Genomic DNA, 23,820 nt, shown 5'->3' on the forward strand with positions numbered 1-23,820 from the left:
GGAGCGGGCACGGTCACACCAGGGCGCGGGGTTCGCGACGGCTGTGCTCGCGGCCGGCGGCGAAGGACGACAGCACCCCCGTGCGGGCGAGTGCCCGCACGATCAGCCAGGAGCCCGCTCCCGCGATCACGGCACCGGAGACGACGGCACAGATCACGTAGACGACCTTGAAGGCGACGTCGAGTCCCGGGTACCAGAGGACGGTGTCGTTGATGCCGAGCGCGAGCCCGGCAGCGGCACCGGCGAGGACGACGACCGGCAGGCGGTAGACGCGGTACAGGAACAGCGCGAGGACGATCTCGGCGCCGAGGCCCTGGACCAGCCCGGCCTCGAGGGTGAGCCATCCCCACTGCGTGCCGAACAACGCCTCGACCGACGCGGCCACCATCTCGCCGTAGAGCGCGGCGCCGGGCTTCCGGACGACGATCGCGACGATCGGGCCGGCGAGCAGCCAGACCCCGCCGAACAGGGCCTTCGTGCCGGGGAGCACGAGGTCCATCACGGCGCTGATGGGTTCGTAGCCGAACTCCCAGAGCCGGAAGACGACTCCGAGTGCCACCGCGAGCACACTCGCGACGACGATGTCGACGACCCGCCAGCGCAGCGATCGCCGCGGAGCGGTGGTGACGGTTGTTGACGTGCCTGAAGGCATGCTGCTGACTCCTCCCTGCGCCGGCATGATCCGGATCAGGTTCGACGGTCGGAGCGCCGATCGCTCCCTCTCAGCCCGGCGGTCCCGGACTCCCGTGTGTGTGCCAGCAGTCTAGACGCGGTCGCGACCGCGTGAAGGACGGGAGGCCCGTGGCGGCGTCGCCACGGGCCTCCAGTTGCGTCAGGTGGTCACTTCTTGAGCGCGCGCACCAGCTTGCGCAGGACACGCCCGGCCACCCACACGAAGGGGATGCCCACGACGATCAGTGAGATCGGGTTCGGCTCGAACACCAGGTCCTTGCCCGGGCGACGGACGTAGGCGCCGACGGGGGCCGACAGGCCGCCGCCACCGCCGCCACCGTTCTCGTCGTCCCCGCCGCCACCGAAGCCGAACCAGCTGACGGACACGGGGATGAGGGTCTGGTCGCCGACCTCGACGGGTTCTCCGTAGTTCGTGGAGACCCCGAGCGGGCGGACCTGGTCTGCGATCTTCGAGACGATGTTGGCCATGCGCGCGACGCTACTCGTCCGTTCCTCAACAGGCCGCGGGGCGCCTCACGCATCCACAGCTGGGGCTTGTCTGCGGACGCGGACGAGTGCCGCCGATATGTTGGCCGCACCCACACCTGGAGGACCGTTTGCACACCTGGCCCGGAAACCCGTACCCGCTCGGGGCGACCTACGACGGGAGCGGCACGAACTTCGCGCTGTTCTCCGAGGTCGCCGAGCGCGTCGAACTCTGTCTGTTCGATTCCGACGGCAACGAAGAATGCGTCCGCCTGCTCGAGGTGGACGCCTACGTCTGGCACGCGTACCTCCCCAACATCGGTCCCGGGCAGGAGTACGGCTTCCGCGTGCACGGCCCGTACGACCCGGACTCCGGCGCGCGCTGCAACCCGTCGAAGCTCCTGCTCGACCCGTACGCCAAGGCGACCAGCGGTGAGATCGACTGGGACCAGTCGCTCTTCTCGTACACGTTCGGCGACCCGGACTCGACCAACGACGAGGACTCCGCGTCGCACATGATGAAGGGCGTCGTGATCAACCCCTTCTTCGACTGGCAGGGGGACCGTCCGCCACGCACGCCGTACGGCGAGACCGTCATCTACGAAGCACACGTCAAGGGCCTCACCGAGACCCACCCGGACGTGCCGGAAGAGCAGCGCGGCACCTACGCCGGCGTCGCCCACCCTGCGGTGATCGAGCACCTGCAGCGCCTCGGCATCACCACGCTCGAGCTCATGCCGGTGCACCAGTTCGTGAACGACTCCACCCTGCAGGACAAGGGGCTGTCGAACTACTGGGGCTACAACACGATCGGTTTCTTCGCGCCGCACTCGGCGTACTCGTCGTCGGGCGACCAGGGCCAGCAGGTCCAGGAGTTCAAGACGATGGTGCGCGAGCTGCACCGCGCCGGCATCGAGGTCGTCCTCGACGTCGTCTACAACCACACCGCCGAGGGCAACCACCTCGGCCCGACGCTGTCGTTCCGCGGCATCGACAACGCGGCCTACTACCGCCTGGTCGACGACGACAAGAAGTTCTACATGGACTACACGGGCACGGGGAACTCGCTCAACGTCGGGCACCCGCACTCGCTGCAGCTCATCCTCGACTCGCTCCGCTACTGGGTGACCGAGATGCACGTCGACGGGTTCCGCTTCGACCTGGCGTCGGCGCTGGCGCGCGAGTTCTACGAGGTCGACCGCCTGTCGGCCTTCTTCGAACTGGTCCAGCAGGACCCGATCGTGTCGCAGGTCAAGCTCATCGCCGAGCCGTGGGACGTCGGCCCCGGTGGTTACCAGGTCGGCAACTTCCCGCCCCAGTGGTCCGAGTGGAACGGCAAGTACCGCGACACCGTCCGTGACTTCTGGCGGGGTGAGTCGTCGACGCTCGGCGAGTTCGCGTCTCGGATCTCGGGCTCGGCCGACCTGTACGAGCACGACGGTCGCACGCCCAAGGCGAGCATCAACTTCATCACCGCACACGACGGCTTCACGCTGTACGACCTGGTGGCCTACAACGAGAAGCACAACGAGGCCAACGGCGAGGACAACAACGACGGCGAGAGCCACAACCGGTCGTGGAACTCCGGTGCCGAGGGCCCGACCGACGACGAGGCCGTGAACGCCCTGCGGCTGCAGCGCCGCCGGAACTTCCTGGCGACCCTGCTCCTGAGCCAGGGTGTGCCGATGCTCGCGCACGGCGACGAACTCGGTCGGTCGCAGTCGGGCAACAACAACGTCTACGCGCAGGACTCCGAGCTCAGCTGGATCGACTGGGACAGCGCGGACGAAGACCTCATCCAGTTCACCGCCGACGTGGTGAAGCTGCGGCACGACCACCCGACGTTCCGCCGGACCCGGTACTTCAACGGCCGTCCGGTCCGTCGTGGCGAGGGCGAGCCGCTGCCCGACGTGGTGTGGCTGACCCCCTCGGGCGACGCGATGGACCCCGAGGACTGGGACTCCGGCTTCGGCAAGAGCGTCGGCATGTACCTGAACGGCGAGGGCATCCGCGGCCGCGATGCCCGCGGTGAGCGCGTCACCGACGTCGGCTTCATCACGTACTTCAACGCCCACGACGACGTCGTGACCTTCACGCTGCCGCCCGAGGAGTACTCCCCCGGCTGGACCGTCCGGATCGACACCGCGGACCCCGGCGCCCGTGACGAGGTGCTCGACGCGGGCACCCCGCTCGACGTCCCCGCACGGTCGATGATCGTGCTCCGCGCCGAGCCCGACCACGAGGTCACGAGCACCCCGGTCGACGCCGAACAGGACGGTGCCACCGAACCGGCAGCACCGCAGGACGCCGTCACCCCGGTCAACCCGGCCGGGTCCACCGCACCGAGCGGAACCGCCCGATGACCGCCGGAACGCCCGGCGCCGCGAACCGCGTGCCCGCGTCGACGTACCGCCTGCAGGTCTCCGCCGACTTCGACCTCGACGCCGCGCGCGACCTGGTCGGCTACGTGCACGACCTCGGCGCCGACTGGCTGTACCTGTCGCCCGTGCTGCAGGCCGAGTCCGGGTCGAACCACGGCTACGACGTGGTCGACCACACCCGCGTCGACACCGACCGCGGTGGCGACCAGGCGATGCGGGCGCTGGCCGAGGCCGCGCACGCCGTCGGCCTCGGGGTCATCGTCGACGTGGTGCCGAACCACGTCGGTGTCGCGACCCCCGAGTCGAACCCGTGGTGGTGGTCCCTGCTCGAACTCGGCCAGGGCTCGCCCGTGGCCTGGGCGTTCGACGTGGACTGGGAAGCCGGCGACGGCAAGCTCCGGGTCCCCGTGCTGGACGACCGGCTGCTCGACGCGATCACGCTGGACACGTCCGACGCCGAGCGTCCGGTGCTCCGCGTCGGCGAGACCGCCTACCCCACGGCGCCGGGCACGGTGCACGACGGCGACACCGTCGAGACCGTCCACGAACGCCAGCACTACGCGTTCGTGCACTGGAAGCGTGCCGACCACGACCTGAACTACCGCCGGTTCTTCGCGGTGAACACCCTCGCGGCGATCCGCGTGGAGGAGCCCGAGGTCTTCGCGGCGTCGCACGCGGTCATCGGCGGCTGGTTCCGCGACGGGCTCGTCGACGGCCTGCGCATCGACCACCCGGACGGGCTGTACGACCCGGCGGGCTACCTGCAGGACCTGGCGGAGCTGACCGGCGGGGCCTACACCCTCGTCGAGAAGATCCTCGAGCCCGGCGAGCAGCTGCCGAGCTCGTGGCCGGTCGACGGCACCACCGGGTACGACGCCCTCGGGGTGCTCGACCGCGTGTTCGTCGACCCGGCGGGCGAACAGTCCCTGACCGCGGCGTCGGGCGCCGAACCGACCGACTGGCAGCAGCTCACGCACGACACCCGACGGGGCATCGCGGACGGCATCCTCGGCAGCGAGGTCGAGCGGCTCGCTCGTCTGCTCGCACCGAGTGCCGTCACGGCGACGATCACGCACGAGCGGATCGTCGACGCGGTCGCCGAGGTCGTTGCCTCGTTCGACGTGTACCGCACGTACCTGCCCGAGGGCGCCCACCACCTGATCACCGCGCTCGAGCGCGCCGCCGCGGCCCGCCCGGACCTCGACGACGTCATCGACCGGATCGCACCGGCCCTCGTCGACCCGACGAACGCCGCGGCCCTCCGACTGCAGCAGACCAGCGGCATGGTGATGGCGAAGGGCGTCGAGGACACCGCGTTCTACCGCACCTCGCGCCTGTCGTCCCTGAGCGAGGTCGGCGGCGACCCGAGCGTCTTCGCGGTCTCGGTGGCGGACTTCCACCAGGCACAGCGCGAACGGCTGGGCAGCTGGCCGCACACCATGACGACGCTCACCACGCACGACACGAAGCGCAGCGAGGACACCCGCGCCCGCATCGCCGTGCTGGCCGAGCTCGGCGACGAGTGGGCCGCCACGCTCGAACGGCTGCAGTCGCTCGTGCCGCTGCGGGACCGCGTGTTCGCCGACCTGCTCTGGCAGGCGATCGTCGGCGCGCGGCCCGCCAGCCGCGAACGTCTGCACGCCTACGCCGAGAAGGCCTCCCGCGAAGCCGGGGACAGCACCACGTGGACCGAGCCCGACGAGGCGTTCGAGCAGCAGATGCACGCGATCGTCGACGCCGCGTTCGACAACCCGGACGTGGTCGGGGTGCTCGATGCCCTCGACGAGCAGATCGACGCTGCCGGGTGGTCGAACGGTCTCGCCCAGAAGCTCGTCCAGCTCACCGCCCCCGGCGTCCCCGACGTCTACCAGGGCACCGAGTTCTGGGACCGCTCGCTGGTCGACCCCGACAACCGACGCCCGGTCGACTACGCCGAGCGGCGTCACGTGCTCGCGGAGCTCGACGGCCCCGACGACGACGGCCCCGAGGACCTGCCGGCCATCGGCATCGACGGAGCCGCGAAGCTCCTGGTCACGAACCGCGCACTGCGGATCCGACGGGACCACCCGGAGCTGTTCACCCGATACCTGGAGCTCGAGGCCACCGGCAGCGCGGCCGACCACGTCATCGCGTTCGACCGCGGCGGCGCCGTGACGATCGCAACGCGCCTGCCGATCGGCCTCGACCGCGTCGGCGGCTGGGGCGACACCCTGGTGCACGCCGTCCCGGTCGAGCGCATCGACCTGCTCACCGGCCGACACGTCCCCGCTGACCGCGGGATCGCGCTGGCCGACCTGCTCACCACCTACCCGGTCGCGCTGCTCGTGCCCGCCGACGCGGTCGGTGCAGCCGGCCACGCCGACGCGGTGACCGCCGTGTACGACGCGAGCGGTGCCTCCCGGCCCGCCGCCGGCACGACGGACGCCACCGAGTCCGACGCGCAGGCCGAGATCGACATCCTGGAGGGTCACGCATGACCGCACCCGACCGTTACGCCGTCTGGGCGCCCGAGCCGGAACGGGTCCGGCTCGTCGTCGACGACGTCGAGTACCCGCTCACCAAGGGCACCGACGACTGGTGGTCCACCGACTCCGTGATGCCGGTGGTCGGTGCCCGGTACGGGTTCCGCATCGGCGACGACGACGCGGTCCGACCGGACCCCCGGAGCCGGTACCAGCCCGAGGGCGTGCACGGCCCGTCCGAGGTCGTCGACCCCGCTCGGTTCGCGTGGACCGACGAGTCGTGGACCGGACGCCCGGCCCGCGGCGCCGTGATCTACGAGATGCACATCGGCACCTACACGCCCGAGGGCACCCTCGACGCCGCCGCCCAGAAGCTGGACCACCTGGTCGAGCTCGGGGTCGAGTTCGTCGAACTGCTCCCCGTCAACGCGGTGAACGGCGAGTGGAACTGGGGCTACGACGGGGTCGGCTGGTTCTCGGTGCACGCGCCGTACGGCGGCCCGGACGCCTACGACCGGTTCGTCGACACGGCGCACGCGCTGGGGCTCGGTGTCATCCAGGACGTCGTCTACAACCACCTCGGCCCGAGCGGGAACTACCTGCCGCTGTACGGCCCCTACCTGCTCGCCGGGCTCGGCAACACCTGGGGCGACTCGGTGAACGTCGAGCACCCCGAGGTCCGTCGGTACGTCCTCGACAACGTGCGCATGTGGTTCCGCGACCACCACGTCGACGGGCTCCGGCTCGACGCCGTGCACGCGATCCGCGACACCACCCGCCCGCACGTGCTGGCGTCGATGGCCGACGAGACCGACGCCTACTCGTCGTTCATCGGGCGTCCGCTGTCGCTCATCGCGGAGTCCGACCTCAACGACCCGGTGATGTTCCGGCCGCGCGAGGCCGCCGGGTACGGCCTCGCCGGACAGTGGTCCGACGACTTCCACCACGCCGTGCACGTGGCGCTCACCGGTGAGACGAACGGCTACTACGCCGACTTCGCTCCGCTCTCGGCGCTGGCGAAGGTACTCCAGGACGGCTTCTTCCACGACGGCACCTGGTCGTCGTTCCGCGGTAAGCGGCACGGCCGACCGATCGACCGTGGGACCTCCCCCGCGACGGCCCTGGTCGTCGCGAACCAGAACCACGACCAGATCGGCAACCGGGCCGCCGGCGACCGGCTGGCCGCGACCCTCGACGACGAGGGGCTCGTGATCGCCGCAGCCCTGACGCTCCTCGGGCCGTTCACGCCGATGCTGTTCATGGGCGAGGAGTTCGCGGCCTCGACACCGTGGCAGTTCTTCACCTCGCACCCGGAGCCCGAGCTCGGCACGGCCACCGCCGAGGGGCGCATCGCCGAGTTCGCCGAGCACGGCTGGGACGAGTCCGCCGTGCCGGACCCGCAGGACCCGACGACGTTCACGAACTCGAAGCTCGACTGGGCCGACGTGAGCTCGGAGCGCGGTGCGGCGATCCTGCGCGCGTACCGGGTGCTGATCGCCCTGCGTCGCACCGACCAGGCGTTCGTCGACCACCGGTACGAGGCGAACGCCGTCCGCTTCAGCGAGGACCATCGCTGGCTCGTGCTCACACGCGGACTGCTCGGCCCCGACGTCACGCCGGTGCACGTCGTCGTGAACTTCGCCGATGACGCTGCCGAGGTCCCCGTCCCTGAGGCCGAGGGCGAGGAGCTCTACGGCTTCGGGGCGACCGAGGTCGATGCCGGCGTCGTCCGGTTCCGCGGCCGAGGCGTGGTCGTGCTGCGCTAGACGCGCGTGCGCGTGCTGCGCTAGACGCGCGTGCGCGTGCGCGTGCTGCGCTAGACGCGCGTGCGCGTGCTGCGCGAGCCGCAGTCCCGCACACACGAACGGCGACGAACCCCCTGGTTTCGTCGCCGTTCGTGCGTTGGTGTGTTCGTGTGTTCGTGGCCTCAGGCCGCGTGGTCGGCCACCGCGTGCGCGTTCTTCCGCACGGAGGGCAGCTTGCGGTGGTCCTTGACCAGGGAGCGGGTCTCACGGATGCGACGGTCGATGCCCCACTTCGTCACGAGCGCGAGGCTCTCGCGGACGATGTTGCCGCTCATCTTCGAGACACCGAACTCCCGCTCGGTGAACGTGATCGGGGTCTCCACGACCCGCAGGCCTGCCTCGAGGGCGCGCCAACAGAGGTCCACCTGGAAGCAGTACCCCTTCGACGCGACGCCGGCGAGGTCGATCCGCTCGAACGCCTTCGAGGTGAACACCCGGAAGCCGCCGGTGGCGTCGCGCACCGCGATGCCGAGTGCGAGGCGGGTGTACAGGTTGCCGCCGCGGGACAGCAGGAGCCGGTACCAGGGCCAGTTCTCGACCTTGCCGCCCTTGACCCAGCGGGAGCCGAGCACCAGGTCGTTGGAGTCCGCGAGCTCGAGCATCCACGGCAGGTACTCGGGGTGGTGGGAGCCGTCGGCGTCCATCTCGACGAGCTTGGCGTAGCCGTGTTCCAGGCCCCACGCGAAGCCGGACAGGTACGCCCCGCCCAGGCCGTCCTTGACGGTGCGGTGCAGCACGTGCACACGGTCGGTCTCGGTCGCGATGGCGTCCGCGATGTCGCCGGTGCCGTCGGGTGAGTTGTCGTCGACGACGAGCACGTGCACCGTGTCGTCCGTCGCGGCCAGCGTGCGTTCGACGATGGGCCGGACGTTCTCGGCTTCGTCGTAGGTCGGGATGATGACCAGGGTCTCGCTCATGGTGCTCCTCGTGCTCCACCCGAATGTACCGAACGGCGGCTGCGGTCCTCCGAAGAGCGCGCTGCGAACCTGATCAGCGAGACCGGTCCTCGTCTGGGTGACGGCGGGGTGCACCCGCACCGGGACGGACGGGAGGCCCGGTGCCAGCTGGCACCGGGCCTCCCGTCCGTCGGTCGGTCGCGTCTACGCGGGGCGCGACGACGGGGACACGTTCTTGGACGCGTCGCGCTCCGGGATGTCGCCGAGTGCCTCGTCGATCGCCGCGAGGGCGTCCGCGTCGAGCTTGACGCCGGCGGCCTTGACGTTGTCGGTGACCTGCTGCGGACGCGAGGCGCCGACGATCGCCGAGGCGACGTTCTCGTTCTGCAGGGTCCACGCGATCGCGAGCTGCGCGAGCGTGAGGCCGGCCTGGTCCGCGACGGGCTGCAGGCGCTGCACGGCTTCGAGGACCTCGTCGCGCATGAACCGCTTGATCATGTCGGCGCCGCCCTTCTCGTCCGTGGCACGCGAGCCCTCGGGCAGGGGCTGACCGGGCTTGTACTTGCCGGTCAGGACGCCCTGCGCGATGGGCGACCAGACGATCTGCGACAGGCCGAGCTGCTTCGAGGCCGGGACGACCTCGCCCTCGATGACCCGCCACAGCATCGAGTACTGCGGCTGGTTCGAGATGAGCTGGAAGCCGAGCTCCTTGGCGAGTGCGGCGCCGGCGCGGATCTGCTCGGCGGTCCACTCGCTGACGCCGATGTAGAGCGCCTTGCCCTGACGGACGACGTCGGCGAAGGCCTGCATCGTCTCCTCGAGGGGGGTCTCGTAGTCGTAGCGGTGCGCCTGGTAGAGGTCGACGTAGTCGGTCTGCAGCCGCTCGAGCGAGCCGTCGATCGACTCCATGATGTGCTTGCGGCTGAGGCCGACGTCGTTGTGCCCCTTCGGGCCCGTCGGCCAGTAGACCTTCGTGAAGACCTCGAGGGACTGGCGCCGCTCGCCCTTGAGCGCCTCGCCGAGGACGGTCTCGGCGGCGGTGTTGGCGTACGTGTCCGCAGTGTCGAACGTGGTGATGCCGGCGTCGAGCGCTGCCCGAACGCACTGGGTGGCGACGTCGTTCTCGACCTGCGAGCCGTGCGTCAGCCAGTTGCCGTAGGTGATCTCGGAGATCTTGAGTCCGGAGTTGCCCAGGTACCTGAATTCCATGGTCCCGACGCTACTGGAGTGAGCGCGCACGTGAGGGGTCCCGCGAGTGCCTGTCGGGCGGGGGCGGGGCGGGGGTGCGGGTGCGGCGCGGCGGCGCGGCCGGGCGGTGGGATCGGCGAGCAGGATCGGCGAGCGGGCGAAATGCCCAGGTGTCCTCGACGACGCACCGGGACATCTCGCCCGCTCGCCGTGAGAGCGCTTCGGGCGATCCCTCGGGAGCCAGTTCCCGAACCGTCCAACGGCCCCGCCGACGAGCCCCGCGAACCCCGCGAGCCCCGCGAACCCCGCGAACGGGCGAAACACCGGCGTGCGACGGCGGGATGCGCCCGGTGTTTCGCCCGTTCGACGGTGTCGCCATCCCTCCACAACCGCACGAGCGCGGTCACGATCCACAATGGAGGCGCTACTCCCGTCCGCACCGTCAGCTCGCGGCCACGATGTGGAGATGACCGCCAGACGCCGGCTCCCGATGGCACTCCGTGACGCTTCCTTCCGGGTGCGGGACGCGCTGCACCGCGGGGTCTCGCGTGGTCGCCTCGACGCACGCGACCTCGTCCGACCGTTCCACGGCATCCGGTCCGCGTTCCCCCCGGAATCCGTGGACGAACGTGCTCGGGCACTCGCTCCTCGACTCCGCCCCGATCAGGTGTTCAGTCACGTCACCGCCGCAGCGGTCATCGGCGTCCCCCTCCCCCGTCGCCTCGAACGTGATCAGCGGTTGCACGTCACGACGATCGGCACCGACCAAGCGCTCCGGGTTCGTGGCACGGTCGGCCATCGAGCGCGGTACGGGTCGGTCCGGGCGACGATCGCCCGAGGTGTGCCGCTCACCACACCTGCCGACACCTTCGTCGCGCTCGGCTCGATGTTGACGCTCGACGAACTCATCGTCGCCGGGGACGCGCTCGTCGGGTGGCTCGGCTGGGCAACGCTCGACGAACTCGCTCTGGCTGTCCGTCGGCGACGTGGCATCCGCGGGATCGTGAAGCTCCGCCTCGCGCTCGAAGAGATCCGGCAGGGTTCTCGGTCGCCGGGAGAGACCAGGACACGACTGGCGCTGCTCCGCCGCGGACTCCCGGAACCCGCGCTCAACCACGATGTCGTCGTCGACGGGGAGTGGATCGCGTGCGTGGATCTCGCGTACCCCGAGGCCAGGGTGGCGATCGAGTACGAGAGCGATCTGCACCGCACCGATCCAGCCAGCTTCCGCAAGGACCTCACGCGCGGTGAGCACCTCAAGGACGTCGATTGGTGGCTCGTCAGGGTGACGGCGGACGACCTTGCGCACGGAGTCGAGCGCTTCGTCAACCGCATCCGTCGGCTGCTCGACGTCGGTGCCCGAGGAGCCCACGACACGCGGTTTGCGACACTTGGGTGAACAATGGTTGACGCTTCAACCAAAACGGTGCACACTGTCGTAGTATCAACTCGATGCAGGCGCATGGAACGCGTCGCACCGCAGACTCTCGTTCGGAAGAAGGACCACCATGACGCTCACCGCTGACACCGTTCCCGGCTACCAGACCGGCACCTGGAAGATCGACCCGACCCACTCGGAGGTCACCTTCTCGGTCCGCCACCTCGCCATCAGCAAGGTCAAGGGCAAGTTCGAGACGTTCGACGCCACCGTCGTCACCGCCGAGAACCCGCTCGAGTCGACCGTCGAGGCCAGCATCGACGTCGCGTCGATCAACACCGGTCAGGAGCAGCGCGACCAGCACCTCAAGACGAGCGACTTCTTCCTCACTGAGGAGCACCCGCAGCTCACCTTCCGTTCCACGAGCATCGAGGCGAAGGGCGACGACCTGCACATCTCGGGCGACCTGACCCTGCGCGGCGTCACCAAGCCCGTCGTCCTCAAGGCTGAGCTCGGCGGATTCACCACCGACGGTTACGGACAGGTCAAGTTCGGCGCCGAGGCGACCACCAAGATCGACCGCACCGAGTTCGGTGTGAACTGGAACGCGGCGCTCGAGGCCGGTGGATTCACGCTCGGCAACGACGTCACGATCAACCTCGACGTCCAGTTCGTCCTCCAGGCGGCCTGAGCCTCCTCGTACTCGTCGCCCCACTGAGGGCACCGAACGGCACCACCCGAACCCGAGACGAACGCCCCGACTCCCGACGGAGTCGGGGCGTTCGTCGTTCCCGCGCTTCTTTGCCGACCACGAGCGGGCGAAATGCCCGGACCATCGCCCTCATGAGCCTGACATTTCGCCCGCTAGTCGGCCTGCGCACCCACGCCACGCCGCGCCACCAACGAGCGGGCGAAACACCCTGCCGATCCCCGTGGCGCTCCTGACATTTCGCCCGCTCGCGGGACCGCGAGCGGGAGCGGGACGAGCGGGAGCGAGACCGGCGGGGGCACGCGCCGCGGCCGCGAGCCCGCGTACCGTGGGGCGCGCAGGGGCCGCCGGGGAATCCGCACGCCGAACCCCGAGTTGCACGAAAGGCACCACGAGCACCACCACCACCACCCGCACCGCCCGCACGACGAACAGGAGCACCACCATGGCCACCGACTGGATCGCGATGCAGGCCCTCGCGGCAGCCGAGTTCGGCCGCCGCGTCGCCGCCGTCACCGACTGGGACGCCCCCACCCCCGACTCCGAGTGGTCCACCCGCGACCTCGTCGCCCACGTCGTCGACGAGCAACGGTGGATCCCGAAGCTCCTGACCGGGTGCGACTACGCCCAGGCGCAGGCCGACCTCGAACCCATCGGCGATGACCTGGTCGCCGAGTGGCACCGGTTCGCCACCGCAGCCACCGACGCCTGGCGGAACGCCCCGCAGGACACCCCCGTGCACCTCAGCACCGACGTCGTGCCCGCCGCGCAGTACCTGACCGAGCAGACGAGCGACATCACGATCCACACGTGGGACCTCGCCCGGGCGACCGGCACCGAGGAGTCCCTGCCCGACGAGCTCGTCCGTGCCGTGTGGGAGTACTTCGAGCCGCAGATCGAAGACCTGGCGGCGACTGGCCTCTACGCGCCCCCGGTCGACGTCACCGAGGACACCCCGCTGCAGGTCCGCCTGCTGGCCGTCACAGGCCGCGATGCCAGAGTGTCGGCATGACCACCGACACGAGCGGCACCACCACGGAGACGAGCAGCATGACCACCGACACGAAGCGCCTCGGCAACTCGGGGCTCGAGATCAGCAGCGTCGTCCTCGGCATGATGTCCTACGGCGACCCGGACCGGGGCTCGCACGCCTGGAGCGTCGGCATCGACGAGGCCCGCCCGTTCGTCCGCCGTGCGTTCGAGGCCGGCATCACGACCTTCGACACCGCGAACGTGTACTCCGACGGCAGTAGCGAGGAGATCACCGGCACGCTCCTGGCCGAGCTGGCTCCGCGCGAGGACGTCCAGGTCTTCACGAAGGTCTTCAACCGGATGCGCCCTGGTCGGAACGGCGCCGGACTGTCCCGCGCGGCGATCATGCACGAGATCGACGCGTCCCTGACCCGCCTGGGTACGGACTACGTCGACCTGTACCAGATCCACCGCTTCGACCCGGAGACCCCGGTCGAGGAGACGATGGAGGCCCTGCACGACGTCGTCAAGGCCGGCAAGGCGCGCTACATCGGCGCGAGCAGCATGTGGGCGTGGCAGTTCGCCGAGATGCAGCACACCGCCGAACGCCACGGATGGACGAAGTTCGTCAGCATGCAGGACCAGTACAACCTGCTCGAGCGCGAGGAGGAGCGCGAGATGCTCCCCTTCTGCGAGCACACCGGCGTCGGCGTGATCCCGTGGAGCCCCCTGGCCCGCGGCCGCGTCACGCGCCCATGGGACGCCTCCGGGTCGGGTTCGCGCGCGCAGACCGACGAGTTCGGCAAGACCCTCTACAAGCAGGACGAGGACGCCAACCGCGCGATCGTCGACACGGTCGAGGCCGTCGCCGCCGAGCGCGGCGTCCCGATGGCGCAGGTCGCCCTGGCCTGGGTCGCCGGCAAGCCCGCGGTCTCCGCGCCGATCGTCGGCGCGACGAAGGAGCACCACATCGACGACGCGGTGGCCGCAGCGTCGCTGACGCTCACCGACGACGAGGTCACGCGACTCGAGTCCGCGTACACGCCCCGGGTGCCGTCGGGTTTCTGACGCACCACCAGACGGACGGGAGGCGCGGATCGGCTTGGCCCCGTTCCTCCCGTCCGTCCGTCGTCACCCCCACGGCCCGCGACACGCCGTCGTGTCGGTACCACGCCTGCGTCCTCGCGCAACGCCGCCGGACAGGGCGGCGTCTCGACAAGACGACGGCGTCCTGCGCGGGCGATCCCTGGAAGCGGCTACGCGCCGCGCTCGAGTCGTGCGATGCGCACGAGCGCTGCGCGCTCCGTGCCGGTCTGGTTGCCGAGCACGCCCCCGATGCCGTCGAGCACCAGGCCGGCCGTGCGGCTGACGGGCAGCTCGACAGGACCGATCATCGGGGCCCGCAGGCCGAGCATCGAGCGGTGGCGGGGGTCCAGCGTCGACACGGCGCCCTGGAACAGGGCCTGGTAGCCGGGCCGAAGCATCAGCGCGAGCGGTGGGTTCCGGATGAACTTGACGACGTCACGGGTGCGGGCCGTCACCGCCAGTTCGCCACGGTCGAGGTACCCGTTCATCTGGGCGCGGAGCTCCGCCTCGGATTCCGGCGGGTCCTCGACGCGCATGAGCCGGCCGGCGGTCGCCCACTCGCGCACGTAGGCGTCGGCTCCTCCCGGGATCGGATCGCCCCACCGCTGCGCGGCGCGGAGGAACGCGTCCGTGAAGGCCAGGTGGACCCAGCGCGCCATGAGCGGGTCGTTGGCGGAGTAGTCCCGCGTGGTGCCGTGTCCGTCGACGTACTCGCCGCGGACCCGCTCGTGCAGGCGCAGCACCCACTCGCTGGCCCCGCGGGCGGTGGCGGTGTCACCGTGCGAGACGGTGAAGATCCAGCGGATGGTGCCGGCGAGGCGGCCGAACGGGTCCTCGCGGTAGCGGGAGTGGTCGGCCACGCCGGCGAGGACCCCGGGGTGGAGGGCCTGGACGAGCAGCGCCCGGACCCCGGCGACGATCGTCTGCTTGCCGCCGTGCACGGACCACGTCGCGGAGCCCGGGCCGAAGAACCCGGCGTCGGTGCCCTGCTCGAGCTCGTCGATCCACTCCGGCTTGCTCGTCGCGCCCCCGGTGAACGTGTCGTTGAGGCGGGACCGGAGGGCGTCGGAGACGGAGGGCATGGCGTCATCGTCCGTCCGCCCCCTGGGAACGCACTCGGCTTCGCGCGGGCCGACCGTTCCCAGGGTGCACGGGGGTCGCCCGCTACGTTGGTCGAGTGAGCATCGACACGCCTCGTCCCTGGCTTGCCTCGTACGCCCCGGGGGTCCCGCACGACATCGAGGAACAGAGCGGTTCCCTGTACGACCTGGTCGAGCAGTCGGCCCGGAAGTTCCCCAGGCAGGTCGCCCTCGAGTTCTTCAAGCGCACCACGAGCTACGCCGACCTCGAGGAGCAGATCCTCCGCGCGGCGAACGGCCTGCGGAAGCTCGGCGTGGGGGCGGGTGACCGCGTCGCCATCGTGCTGCCGAACTGCCCCCAGCACATCGTGGCGTTCTACGCGGTGCTGCGGCTCGGCGCGATCGTGGTCGAGCACAACCCGCTGTACACGCCGCGGGAGCTCCGCCACCAGTTCGAGGACCACGGCGCCAAGGTCGCCATCGCCTGGGACAAGTCCGTCGCGACGCTGCAGGACTTCCCGGCCGACGTGCACCTCGACGCGATCGTCTCGGTCGACATCACCCGTGCGATGCCCCGGAGCACCCGGCTCGCCCTGGCACTGCCGGTCGCGAAGGCCCGCGAGTCCCGCGCGAAACTGACGACGAAGGTCCGTGGCACGGTGAAGTGGGACGACGTCGCCGACACCCGCAAGCTGTCGAAGCGGCACCCGCGCCCGGCCAACGACGACGTCGCGCTGATCCAGTACACCTCCGGCACCACCGGGACTCCGAAGGGTGCGGTCCTGAGTCACCGGAACCTGCTGGCGAACGCTGCCCAGGCCCGGGCGTGGGTGCCGCAGATCCGCCGCGGCGACAACGTCGTGTACGCGGTGCTGCCGATGTTCCACGCGTACGGTCTGACGCTCTGCCTGACCTTCGCGATGAGCATGGCCTCGCGGCTCGTGCTCTTCCCCGCGTTCGACCCCGCTCTGGTCCTGAGCGCCATCAAGCGTCACCCGCCGACGTTCCTGCCGGCCGTGCCGCCGATCTACGCCCGGCTGCAGCACGCCGCCGACTCGGCGAAGGTGTCGCTCAAGGGCATCGAGATCGGCATCTCCGGCGCCATGCCACTGTCGCAGGACATCGTCGAACCGTGGGAGGCCCGGACCGACGGCTACCTGGTCGAGGGCTACGGCCTGTCCGAGTGCTCCCCCGTCCTGATGGCCAACCCGGTCTCCCCGGAGCGCCGCCTCGGGTCGATCGGCCTGCCGTTGTCCTCCACCGAGGCACGCGTGGTCGACCCGGACGACGACACCAAGGTGCTCGGCGTCGACGAACCCGGCGAGCTGCAGGTCCGTGGCCCGCAGGTGTTCCGCGGCTACTGGGGCAAGGCGGAGGCCACCGATGAGGTCTTCACGCCCGACGGCTGGTTCCGCACCGGCGACATCGTGGCCATCGGTGCCGACGGGTACGTCCGGATCGTCGACCGCTTGAAGGAACTCATCATCACCGGCGGCTTCAACGTGTCGCCGTCCGAGGTCGAGGACACCCTGCTCAAGCACCCCAGCGTCAAAGAGGTCGCGGTCGTCGGCATCACGCAGGGTGGCAACGAGCAGGTCGTCGCCGCGGTCGTGCCGAAGGACCCGTCGACGTTCGACCCCGCGGCGCTGCGGGCCTGGTCACGCGAACACCTGGCGGCGTACAAGGTGCCGCGCCGGGTCGTCGTGGTCGAGGACCTGCCGCGCTCGATGATCGGCAAGGTGCTGCGGCGGAAGGTGCGCGACCAGATCCTGGACGGCTGACGCGCGGCGGCGCGCAGACGCTGCTGCTCGTCAGCTGGGGCGTCGCGCGGGCAGCGCAAGCACGGACAGCCCGACCACCACGAGCACGATGCCGGTCCAGCCGCCGAGTCCCAGGTGCTCCCCCACCACGAGCACCGCCAGCACCGCGGCCACGACGGGCTCGAGCAGTGAAAGCAGCGTCGCGACCGATGCCGTCACCGACCGGAGTCCGACCGCGTACAGCGAGTGGCCGATGACCGTCGGCACCAGCGCCAGGTACAGGAACACCGGCCAGTCGTCGGCCTCGGCCAGGAACGGCCCGCCCGCCACCACGGCGAGCACGACGAGCGGCACCGCGGCCATGCCGAACACCGCTCCGACGAGTCCGCGCTCGTTCGGCCCGCGGGCTGCCCGTGCCGCAGCGACCCCGACGTCGCCGCCGACCCGCATGGTGTCGGCCTCGGCGCGACCGACGGCGATCGGCATCCGGCTCGTCGCCGCGTGCATCCCCCGCGCCACCGCCCACGAGTACAGCGCGTACGTCAGACCGGCGACCAGGGCGCTGCCGACGCCGACCGCGAGCGATCGCCCGCCGTCGCCGTGCCCGGAGCGGGCGAGGGTGACGACGACCATGCCGACCACGCTCACCAGGGTGGCCACGAGCCAGCGGCGCGTGACGGGCCTGCGGTCGACGACCCACTCGACCAGGCCGGCGAAGACGGGCGACGAGCCGATGGCCAGGGTCGTGCCGAGCGCGACGCCGGCGTCGGCGAGGGCCGCGTAGAACGCGATCGCGTAGACCACGAGCGACACGGCACCGAGCAGGGCCCAGCCCCGGGTCCGGCGCTGGCCCACGGCTCGCAGGGTGCCCCGGCCCGCGGTCGCCGCGAGCACGAGCCCGCCCAGGCCGAAGGTCACCGCGCCGAACACGAACGCCGGCACACCGGGCGCGAAGTGCGTCGCGGTCCCGGTGGTGCCCCACACCGCCGCGGCGACCACGATCGCCGCCAGGCCGCCGACGGGCCTGGAGGCACGTCCTGCGCCCGGTCCGCGGCTCACGCGACGTGGACGTTGGGCCGTCGGTTGACCTCGGGTTCCGCTTCGCGCAGGACCTCGCGCGTCACGGGGGCGACGTCGCCGGCACCGGTGAACACGAAGCGCAGGGCGTTCCGGATCGGGCTGCCCTCGTTCCACTCGAAGTAGATGCTCGGCACCACACCGGCGAGGTCGCGGATGGCGAGGAGGGTCGACGCGATGGTGTTCGGGACGTTGCCGGAGCGGACCTTGAGCACGCGGAACCCGTGGATGACGTGCCCTTCGACCACCAGGTCCTCTTCGAAGTCGGACGAGTCGGCGGGCAGGACCTCGAGGAACATCGTCGGCACGCGCGCCGGGATGCCGGAATCACGACGTTCCTCGCGCCCCTTCGCCCGGTACGCCTCGGCCGTGCCGGCACCGGGCTCGTTGGCGATGATGCAGATCGAGCTGAACTGGTCGGCATCGGCCTCGACGAACTGGCGGGCCGTCGCGTCCAGCTCGATCGACGACGCCCGGAGTTCGAACGAGCGGCGCACGCGCGAGATGAGCGAGACCACGACGATCGCGATGATGAAGATCGCCGCGATCCGCACGCCGTCGGGCCGCTCGATCACGTTGGCGACCGTGGTGTAGACGAACACGACCGAGATCACGCCGAACGCGATAGTGCGCTTGCGCTGCTGCTTGCGGCGCGCGGACAGCGTCACGGCGACCGCGGCACTCGTGATGAGCACGAGGACGCCGGTGGCGTAGGCGCCGCCCTGGGCGTCGACGTCGGCCTGGAAGATGATCGTGATCACGAACGCGATGAGCGTGAAGATGATCACGAGGGGACGCACGGCGCGAGCCCACTGGGGTGCCATGCCGTAGCGGGGCAGGAACCGCGGCACGAGGTTCAGGAGCCCGGCCATCGCGCTCGCGCCGGCGAACCACAGGATGGCGACGGTGGAGAAGTCGTAGATCGACCCGAACACGCCGCCCATGTATTCGTGCGCCAGGTACGCCAGCGCACGACCGTTCGCACCACCGCCCGGCTGGAACTCGCGCTGCGGGATGAGGAACGTCGTCACGATCGACGAGGTGATGAGGAACGAGCTCATGATCAGCGCCGCGACCGTCAGCAGCCGCTTCGTGCCACGGATCCGGCCTTCGGGTCGGTCGCTGGTGCCGTCGGTGGCGTCGCCACGGACCTGCGGCATCACCGCGACGCCGGTCTCGAAGCCGGAGAGCCCGAGCGCGAGCTTCGGGAACACGATCAGGGCGATGCCGACCATGACGAGCGGGTTGCCGTGCTGCGCCGTCAGCCCGGACCACCAGTCGCTGGCGACCATCGGGTTCTCGAACACGTGCCAGAGCGCGACGATGATGACGACGGCGTTCAGGGCGAGGAACACGGCGACGAGCCCGACCGCGATGCCGATGGCTTCCTTGAATCCGCGCAGGAACACGATGCCGAGCAGGAGCAGCAGCGCCAGGGTGAGCGGCACCGGGATCTCGGTGAACCAGTGCGGCGTGTACGGGTTCTCGGCGATGTGCGCCGTGGCGTCGGCCGCCGACAGGGTCATCGTGATCATGAAGTCCGTCACGGCGAACCCGAGCAGCACCAGCACGAGCAGCTTGCCGGCCCACCATGGCAGGAGCTTCTCGAGCATCATGATCGACCCGGCGCCCCGGAAGCTGTCGTGGGCGATCCGGCGGTACACCGGCAGCGCGCCGAACAACGTGACGAGCACGAGGACGATCGTCGCGATCGGCGACAGCAGCCCCGCGGCGAGCGCGGCGATGGCGGGCTGGTACCCGAGGGTGGAGAAGTAGTCCACGCCGGTCAGGCACATGACCCGCCACCACGGGTGGGTCTTCTCGACCTCGACCTGGTGCGGGCCCTGGTGGGAGGCTCCCTGGTCGGCCCCGTGCAGCATCCACCGGCGCAGGCGGGTGCTGCGGTCGAGGGGCTGCTCGGTGGCGTCGCGCTGGGCGGCCCGCTCGGCGTCTGTCGCGGTCACGAGGATGATGCTAAGCCGTCCGGGTGGCCCCCGCGCACACCCGGACGACCCTGTGCACGGGGCGCTCCCACTACCGCCGTGTGCGGGACAGGGTCGCCACGATCCCGGCGACGACCAGCAGGACGCCGGCGGCGATGCAGGCGGCCAGCAGCAGGGTCGTGGTGTCCACTGAGAACATCGGCAGCGCACTCACGGCCATCGCCCCGGCGAACACGAGCATCAGCACGCCCCACAGGATCGTGCCGAACCGTGCACCGCGGCGTGCAGGCCGGTGGCCGCGCCCGTCGGGAACCTCCGGCGGAACCGTCGGCGCTGTCGTCTCGTCGTTCGTGGTGTCGTCGTTCGTCATGGTCCCGTTCCTCACTCGCCGACCGTGATCGCCCGCGGCACGTCGACGCCGCCGCCGAGGATCCACAGGTGCACGGTCGTGGTCTCGTCCGCATCGGCCGTGCGCGCCGCGCGGTTCTCCAGCGTCGTGGTCCGGAGCACCCCGCCGGTGTCCGCTCCGTCGTCGCCTCCGCCGGTGTCCACGCCGTACCCGACGCCGCTGACCTCGACCCGGACCGGCAGGTCGGTCGGCAGCAGCACGTCGGCTCCGCCGGCGCCCAGCCAGAGGGTCACGTCGCCCCCGCTGGCCGACGGTTCGAGGCCGCGGAGGTCCAGGGTGGGCCCACCGGCCAGCATCGCGAAGTTCCGCTCGGTCCCCGGCGCGGCCCGTTCCACCTGCCACGTGGTGCCGCCGATCAGCGAGACCTGTGTGCCGGCGGGCAGGACCCCGGTGACCACGAGGGCCACCGCGGCGACCGTCGAGAACAGTCCGAGCACGTCGTCGTCGCGGCCGCGGACCCCGGCGACGATCGTGGCGATCGCCAGCACCGCGAGCGCGGCGGCGATCCCGAGGACCGGGACGGACCACCCGGCCTGCTGCGCCCAGAACGCGACCCCGGCTCCGGCGACGAGTGCGAGTCCGAGGGACACGGCGACGTACGCCGCTCCGGGGCGCCGCTGCTCCCGCTCGGCCCGCCGTTCGCCGGCCCGCTCGCGTTCCGCGCGCAACCGCTCCTCGTGCTGCAGTCGCCGGTCCTCGGGGCTCACCGGCACGTCCCACTGCCAGGAGGCCCGACCCGGCTCCGGCGCGCCGGTCGCCTCGGTGGTCCACGCGGTCCGGGCCGGGCGCGGCTCCTCGGGGCTGGTCCAGAAGTCGCCCCGCGGCGCGGCCGACGGGTCGGCTTCGGTGTGCGCGGTCCGGTCGCCCTCCACTCCGCGTCGGGCCAGGACCACGATGAGCCAGACGATCCCGCCGACCAGCACGATGCTCCACGCGGTGGCCAGGGTCGCCTCGAGCCAGCTGGGCATCCCCCAGGCATCGGGCACACCCTGCCACCACAGCCCCCGGGCGGCGGGCACGAAGGTCAGTGCCACGAAGGCGCCGATCGCGATGAGTGCGGGGTCGAGCACCCCGCGCATCATCCGGTCGACGTGGATGCGTCCGGCGGAGTCGGGCAGCAGCGCCCAGCCGACGGCGTACGCCAGGAAGACCGGCCCGCCCAGCAGTGCGACGACGATCGCCACGCCGCGGACCACGAGCGGGTCGAGCCCGGTGCGGCGGGCGACGGCGCCGCACACGCCGGCGAGCCAGCGGTCGTCGGTGCGCGTGATGCCGAGGCCGCGGACCCAGTCGAAGAACCGGGTCGTCGAGTCGGCGCTGCCGGCAGCGGTGCCGGGAGCGGAGTCGTGCTGGTGATCGGTCATGACCACCAGCATCCCGGCAGGCGTGCGTCGGCACCATCGGGGTTCCCCCTGACCGGTCCCTGATCCCGGCCCCGGACCCTGCTGCGGGCGCCGTCCGGGTGCCAGGATTGGCCCATGGCCACCGCGACGATGACGCGCCCGACCCCGAGGGTCGTCGGCGGCGTCTGCAGCGGGTTCGCGGCGCACACCGGGCTGCCGGTCGGGGCCGTCCGGCTCGTCACCGCGGTCCTGGTGGTCTGCGGTGGCGCCGGCCTGCTGCTCTACGCCTGGCTCTGGGCGACCGTCCCGAGTGCGCCAGCCGGTTCCGCCTCGGGCCGCGCACCACTCAAGTCCTTCCTGACGCCTGCCGTCGGCGTGGCCGGAGACGACGACCCCGTGTCCGCCCTCCGCGCCCCGGTCGTCGAGATCCTGCTCGGCGTGGCCTTGCTCGCCGCCGCCGGCGCGGTGGTGGCAGCGCGGATGGGCATGGCGGTCCCCCTCGAGTTCGTCGTGCCCGGCGTCGTCGTCGTCACCGGCGCCGCACTCGCCTGGCGACAGTTCGACGCGCTCCGCAACGTCCGCACGGCCCGGTCCTCCGCCCTGGTCGTGCGGGCGCTCGGGGCCCTGGTGCTCGTCGTGCTCGGCATCCTGCTGTTCTTCACGACGAGCAGCCGCCCGAACGTCTGGACGGTCCTCACCGCCGCGGTCGCCGTCCTGGTCGGGGTCGCCGTCGTGGTCGCCCCGTGGGTGGTCCGGCTCGTCCGCGACCTCGCCGAGGAACGCGCCGCCCGCGTCCGTGACCTCGAGCGGGCCGAGTTCGCCGCGCACCTGCACGACTCGGTGTTGCAGACGCTCGCCCTCATCCAGCAGAAGGCCGAGCCCGGCTCCGACGCGGCCCGGCTGGCGCGGGCGCAGGAACGCGAGCTGCGGTCCTGGCTCTTCGCGGAGCAGGCGGAACCGGCGCGCGACCTCGGCACGCAGCTGCGCGACGCCGCCGTCGAGATCGAGTCCGAGTACCCCGCCCGCATCGACGTCATCGCGGTGGGCCCTGCCCGCACCGACCTGCCCGACGGGCTCGTCGCCGCCGCTCGCGAAGCGGTGCTCAACGCTGCCCGGCACGCCGGCGGGACCGTCAGCGTGTACGCCGAGACCGCCCGCGGCCGGGTCGAGATCAGCATCCGCGACCGCGGACCGGGCTTCGACGTCGAGCAGGTGCCGGCGGGCCGGTACGGCGTCCGCGAGTCGATCATCGGCCGCATGCAGCGCCTCGGCGGCCTCGCGACGATCGCGCCCGGGCCGGGGCACACGGGCACCGAGGTCCGACTGACCCTGCCGCTCGCACCCGCGAGTCACGACGAGGAGCACGCATGACCGAACCCGCCCCGTTGACGGTCGCGATCGTCGACGACCACTCCATCTTCCGAGCCGGCGTGCGCGCCGGGCTGCCACCGGGCCTCCAGGTCGTTGGTGAGGCGGCGACCGTCGACGAGGCCGTGACGCTCGTCGCAGCCACGCGCCCGCGCGTCGTCCTGCTCGACGTGCACCTGCCGGGTGGCGGCGGGGGTGGTGGTGCCGAGGTGATCACGCGGTCCGCACCGGGGAACCCGGACACCCGGTTCCTCGCGCTGAGCGTGTCGGACGCCGCCGATGACGTCGTCCGGGTCATCCGGGCCGGCGCCCGCGGGTACATCACGAAGAGCTCGTCGAGTGCCGAGGTCGCCGAGGCCGTGACCCGTGTGGCGGACGGCGACGCGGTGTTCTCGCCGCGCCTGGCCGGCTTCGTGCTCGACGCGTTCGGGGCGGTCAGCGGCGAGACGGCGCAGCACGACACCGAGCTGGACCGCCTGTCCGCCCGCGAGCAGGAGGTCATGCGGCTCATCGCCCGCGGGTACGCCTACAAGGAGGTCGCGACGGAGCTGTTCATCTCGGTGAAGACCGTCGAGACCCACGTGTCGAAGGTCCTGCGGAAGCTGCAGCTGTCGAACCGGCACGAGCTGACCGCGTGGGCGCTGCAGCGCAAGCTGCTCTGAGCGCCCACACCGGCGTCACTTCGCGCTGATCCTGGGGGTGAATGGCACAGCCTTGTTGACCGCCCATGGCGTCACTTCGCGCTGATCCTGGGGGTGAATGGCACAGCCTTGTTGACCGCCCATGGCGTCACTTCGCGCTGATCC

General features: G+C 71.2%; 19 protein-coding genes and 1 riboswitch. Of the genes, 10 read left to right on the forward strand and 9 right to left on the reverse strand.

The annotated features are described in order from the left end of the window. Window positions 1-13: 13 nt before the first annotated feature. Window positions 14-652, reverse strand: a complete 639-nt coding sequence (locus tag ITJ50_RS17335) for an ECF transporter S component (protein ID WP_056071483.1) — start codon at window positions 650-652, stop codon at window positions 14-16. Further along, window positions 647-758: riboswitch (TPP riboswitch) on the reverse strand. (Overlaps the previous gene by 6 nt.) Before the next feature lie 82 nt (window positions 759-840). After that, a complete protein-coding gene (locus ITJ50_RS07190; RefSeq protein WP_027464636.1) occupies window positions 841-1,161 on the reverse strand; it encodes a hypothetical protein in 321 nt (106 codons plus the stop codon). Window positions 1,162-1,289: 128 nt separating this feature from the next. Here ITJ50_RS07190 and glgX point away from each other — a divergent pair, with 128 nt between their 5' ends. The 3 genes from glgX to treZ are packed head-to-tail and all read left to right on the forward strand — an operon-like array spanning window position 1,290 to window position 7,767. After that, window positions 1,290-3,521, forward strand: coding sequence for a glycogen debranching protein GlgX (gene glgX / locus ITJ50_RS07195; protein WP_042538299.1), 2,232 nt, complete (start codon window positions 1,290-1,292; stop codon window positions 3,519-3,521). Beyond that, window positions 3,518-6,016: a malto-oligosyltrehalose synthase gene (gene treY / locus ITJ50_RS07200; protein ID WP_194590216.1), complete on the forward strand. Its 2,499-nt coding sequence runs from the start codon at window positions 3,518-3,520 to the stop codon at window positions 6,014-6,016. Before glgX ends, treY begins: the two co-directional genes overlap by 4 nt. Beyond that, window positions 6,013-7,767, forward strand: a complete 1,755-nt coding sequence (treZ, locus tag ITJ50_RS07205) for a malto-oligosyltrehalose trehalohydrolase (RefSeq protein ID WP_194590217.1) — start codon at window positions 6,013-6,015, stop codon at window positions 7,765-7,767. The genes treY and treZ overlap by 4 nt, the downstream gene beginning before the upstream one ends. A gap of 161 nt (window positions 7,768-7,928) precedes the next feature. On the opposite strand, the gene ITJ50_RS07210 is transcribed toward treZ, so the two are convergent. Together ITJ50_RS07210 and ITJ50_RS07215 are read right to left on the reverse strand one after the other, a co-directional pair. Then, the gene (locus ITJ50_RS07210) at window positions 7,929-8,723 is read right to left on the reverse strand and encodes a polyprenol monophosphomannose synthase (protein ID WP_042538294.1); all 795 of its coding nucleotides are present in this window, start codon (window positions 8,721-8,723) and stop codon (window positions 7,929-7,931) included. A 183-nt stretch (window positions 8,724-8,906) separates the two neighbouring features. Beyond that, complete coding sequence (locus ITJ50_RS07215) at window positions 8,907-9,911, reverse strand: aldo/keto reductase family protein (protein WP_056073081.1); 1,005 nt, start codon at window positions 9,909-9,911, stop codon at window positions 8,907-8,909. A gap of 445 nt (window positions 9,912-10,356) precedes the next feature. On the opposite strand from ITJ50_RS07215, the gene ITJ50_RS07220 reads away from it, so the two are divergent. From ITJ50_RS07220 to ITJ50_RS07235, 4 genes are all read left to right on the forward strand, one after another. After that, on the forward strand, window positions 10,357-11,289 hold the full coding sequence (locus tag ITJ50_RS07220; RefSeq protein WP_071251204.1) for a hypothetical protein: 933 nt from the start codon (window positions 10,357-10,359) through the stop codon (window positions 11,287-11,289). A 109-nt stretch (window positions 11,290-11,398) separates the two neighbouring features. Continuing rightward, window positions 11,399-11,959 carry a YceI family protein gene (locus ITJ50_RS07225; RefSeq protein WP_017886977.1) on the forward strand — a complete coding sequence of 187 codons (561 nt, stop codon included), beginning with the start codon at window positions 11,399-11,401 and terminating at the stop codon, window positions 11,957-11,959. Window positions 11,960-12,422: 463 nt separating this feature from the next. Continuing rightward, window positions 12,423-12,989, forward strand: a complete 567-nt coding sequence (locus ITJ50_RS07230) for a TIGR03086 family metal-binding protein (protein ID WP_056073071.1) — start codon at window positions 12,423-12,425, stop codon at window positions 12,987-12,989. Beyond that, window positions 12,986-14,017 (forward strand): aldo/keto reductase, encoded by a 1,032-nt coding sequence (locus tag ITJ50_RS07235; protein ID WP_082047041.1) that lies wholly within the window; start codon window positions 12,986-12,988, stop codon window positions 14,015-14,017. Before ITJ50_RS07230 ends, ITJ50_RS07235 begins: the two co-directional genes overlap by 4 nt. A gap of 188 nt (window positions 14,018-14,205) precedes the next feature. Here ITJ50_RS07235 and ITJ50_RS07240 read toward each other — a convergent pair whose 3' ends face one another. Continuing rightward, window positions 14,206-15,117 (reverse strand): oxygenase MpaB family protein, encoded by a 912-nt coding sequence (locus ITJ50_RS07240; RefSeq protein WP_017886980.1) that lies wholly within the window; start codon window positions 15,115-15,117, stop codon window positions 14,206-14,208. Between the two features lie 95 nt (window positions 15,118-15,212). Between ITJ50_RS07240 and ITJ50_RS07245 the strand changes: the two genes are divergently transcribed. Then, on the forward strand, window positions 15,213-16,895 hold the full coding sequence (locus ITJ50_RS07245; protein ID WP_194590218.1) for a long-chain-fatty-acid--CoA ligase: 1,683 nt from the start codon (window positions 15,213-15,215) through the stop codon (window positions 16,893-16,895). Window positions 16,896-16,925: 30 nt separating this feature from the next. Here ITJ50_RS07245 and ITJ50_RS07250 read toward each other — a convergent pair whose 3' ends face one another. The 4 genes from ITJ50_RS07250 to ITJ50_RS07265 all read right to left on the reverse strand — a co-directional run bounded on the left by ITJ50_RS07250 (window position 16,926) and on the right by ITJ50_RS07265 (window position 21,667). After that, a complete protein-coding gene (locus ITJ50_RS07250; protein ID WP_194590219.1) occupies window positions 16,926-17,933 on the reverse strand; it encodes a DMT family transporter in 1,008 nt (335 codons plus the stop codon). Continuing rightward, a complete protein-coding gene (locus ITJ50_RS07255; protein ID WP_228499484.1) occupies window positions 17,930-19,831 on the reverse strand; it encodes an amino acid transporter in 1,902 nt (633 codons plus the stop codon). The genes ITJ50_RS07250 and ITJ50_RS07255 overlap by 4 nt, the downstream gene beginning before the upstream one ends. Window positions 19,832-19,985: 154 nt before the next feature. Continuing rightward, on the reverse strand, window positions 19,986-20,264 hold the full coding sequence (locus ITJ50_RS07260; RefSeq protein WP_017886984.1) for a hypothetical protein: 279 nt from the start codon (window positions 20,262-20,264) through the stop codon (window positions 19,986-19,988). A gap of 11 nt (window positions 20,265-20,275) precedes the next feature. After that, window positions 20,276-21,667: a PspC domain-containing protein gene (locus ITJ50_RS07265; protein WP_194590220.1), complete on the reverse strand. Its 1,392-nt coding sequence runs from the start codon at window positions 21,665-21,667 to the stop codon at window positions 20,276-20,278. 114 nt (window positions 21,668-21,781) lie between these two features. Here ITJ50_RS07265 and ITJ50_RS07270 point away from each other — a divergent pair, with 114 nt between their 5' ends. Next, window positions 21,782-23,017 carry a PspC domain-containing protein gene (locus tag ITJ50_RS07270; protein ID WP_194590221.1) on the forward strand — a complete coding sequence of 412 codons (1,236 nt, stop codon included), beginning with the start codon at window positions 21,782-21,784 and terminating at the stop codon, window positions 23,015-23,017. Then, on the forward strand, window positions 23,014-23,676 hold the full coding sequence (locus ITJ50_RS07275; RefSeq protein ID WP_042541384.1) for a LuxR C-terminal-related transcriptional regulator: 663 nt from the start codon (window positions 23,014-23,016) through the stop codon (window positions 23,674-23,676). Before ITJ50_RS07270 ends, ITJ50_RS07275 begins: the two co-directional genes overlap by 4 nt. The last annotated feature ends 144 nt before the right edge of the window (window positions 23,677-23,820 follow it).

It is taken from the genome of Curtobacterium sp. VKM Ac-2889 (assembly GCF_015350855.1).
In the GTDB taxonomy this organism is placed as follows: domain Bacteria; phylum Actinomycetota; class Actinomycetes; order Actinomycetales; family Microbacteriaceae; genus Curtobacterium; species Curtobacterium poinsettiae.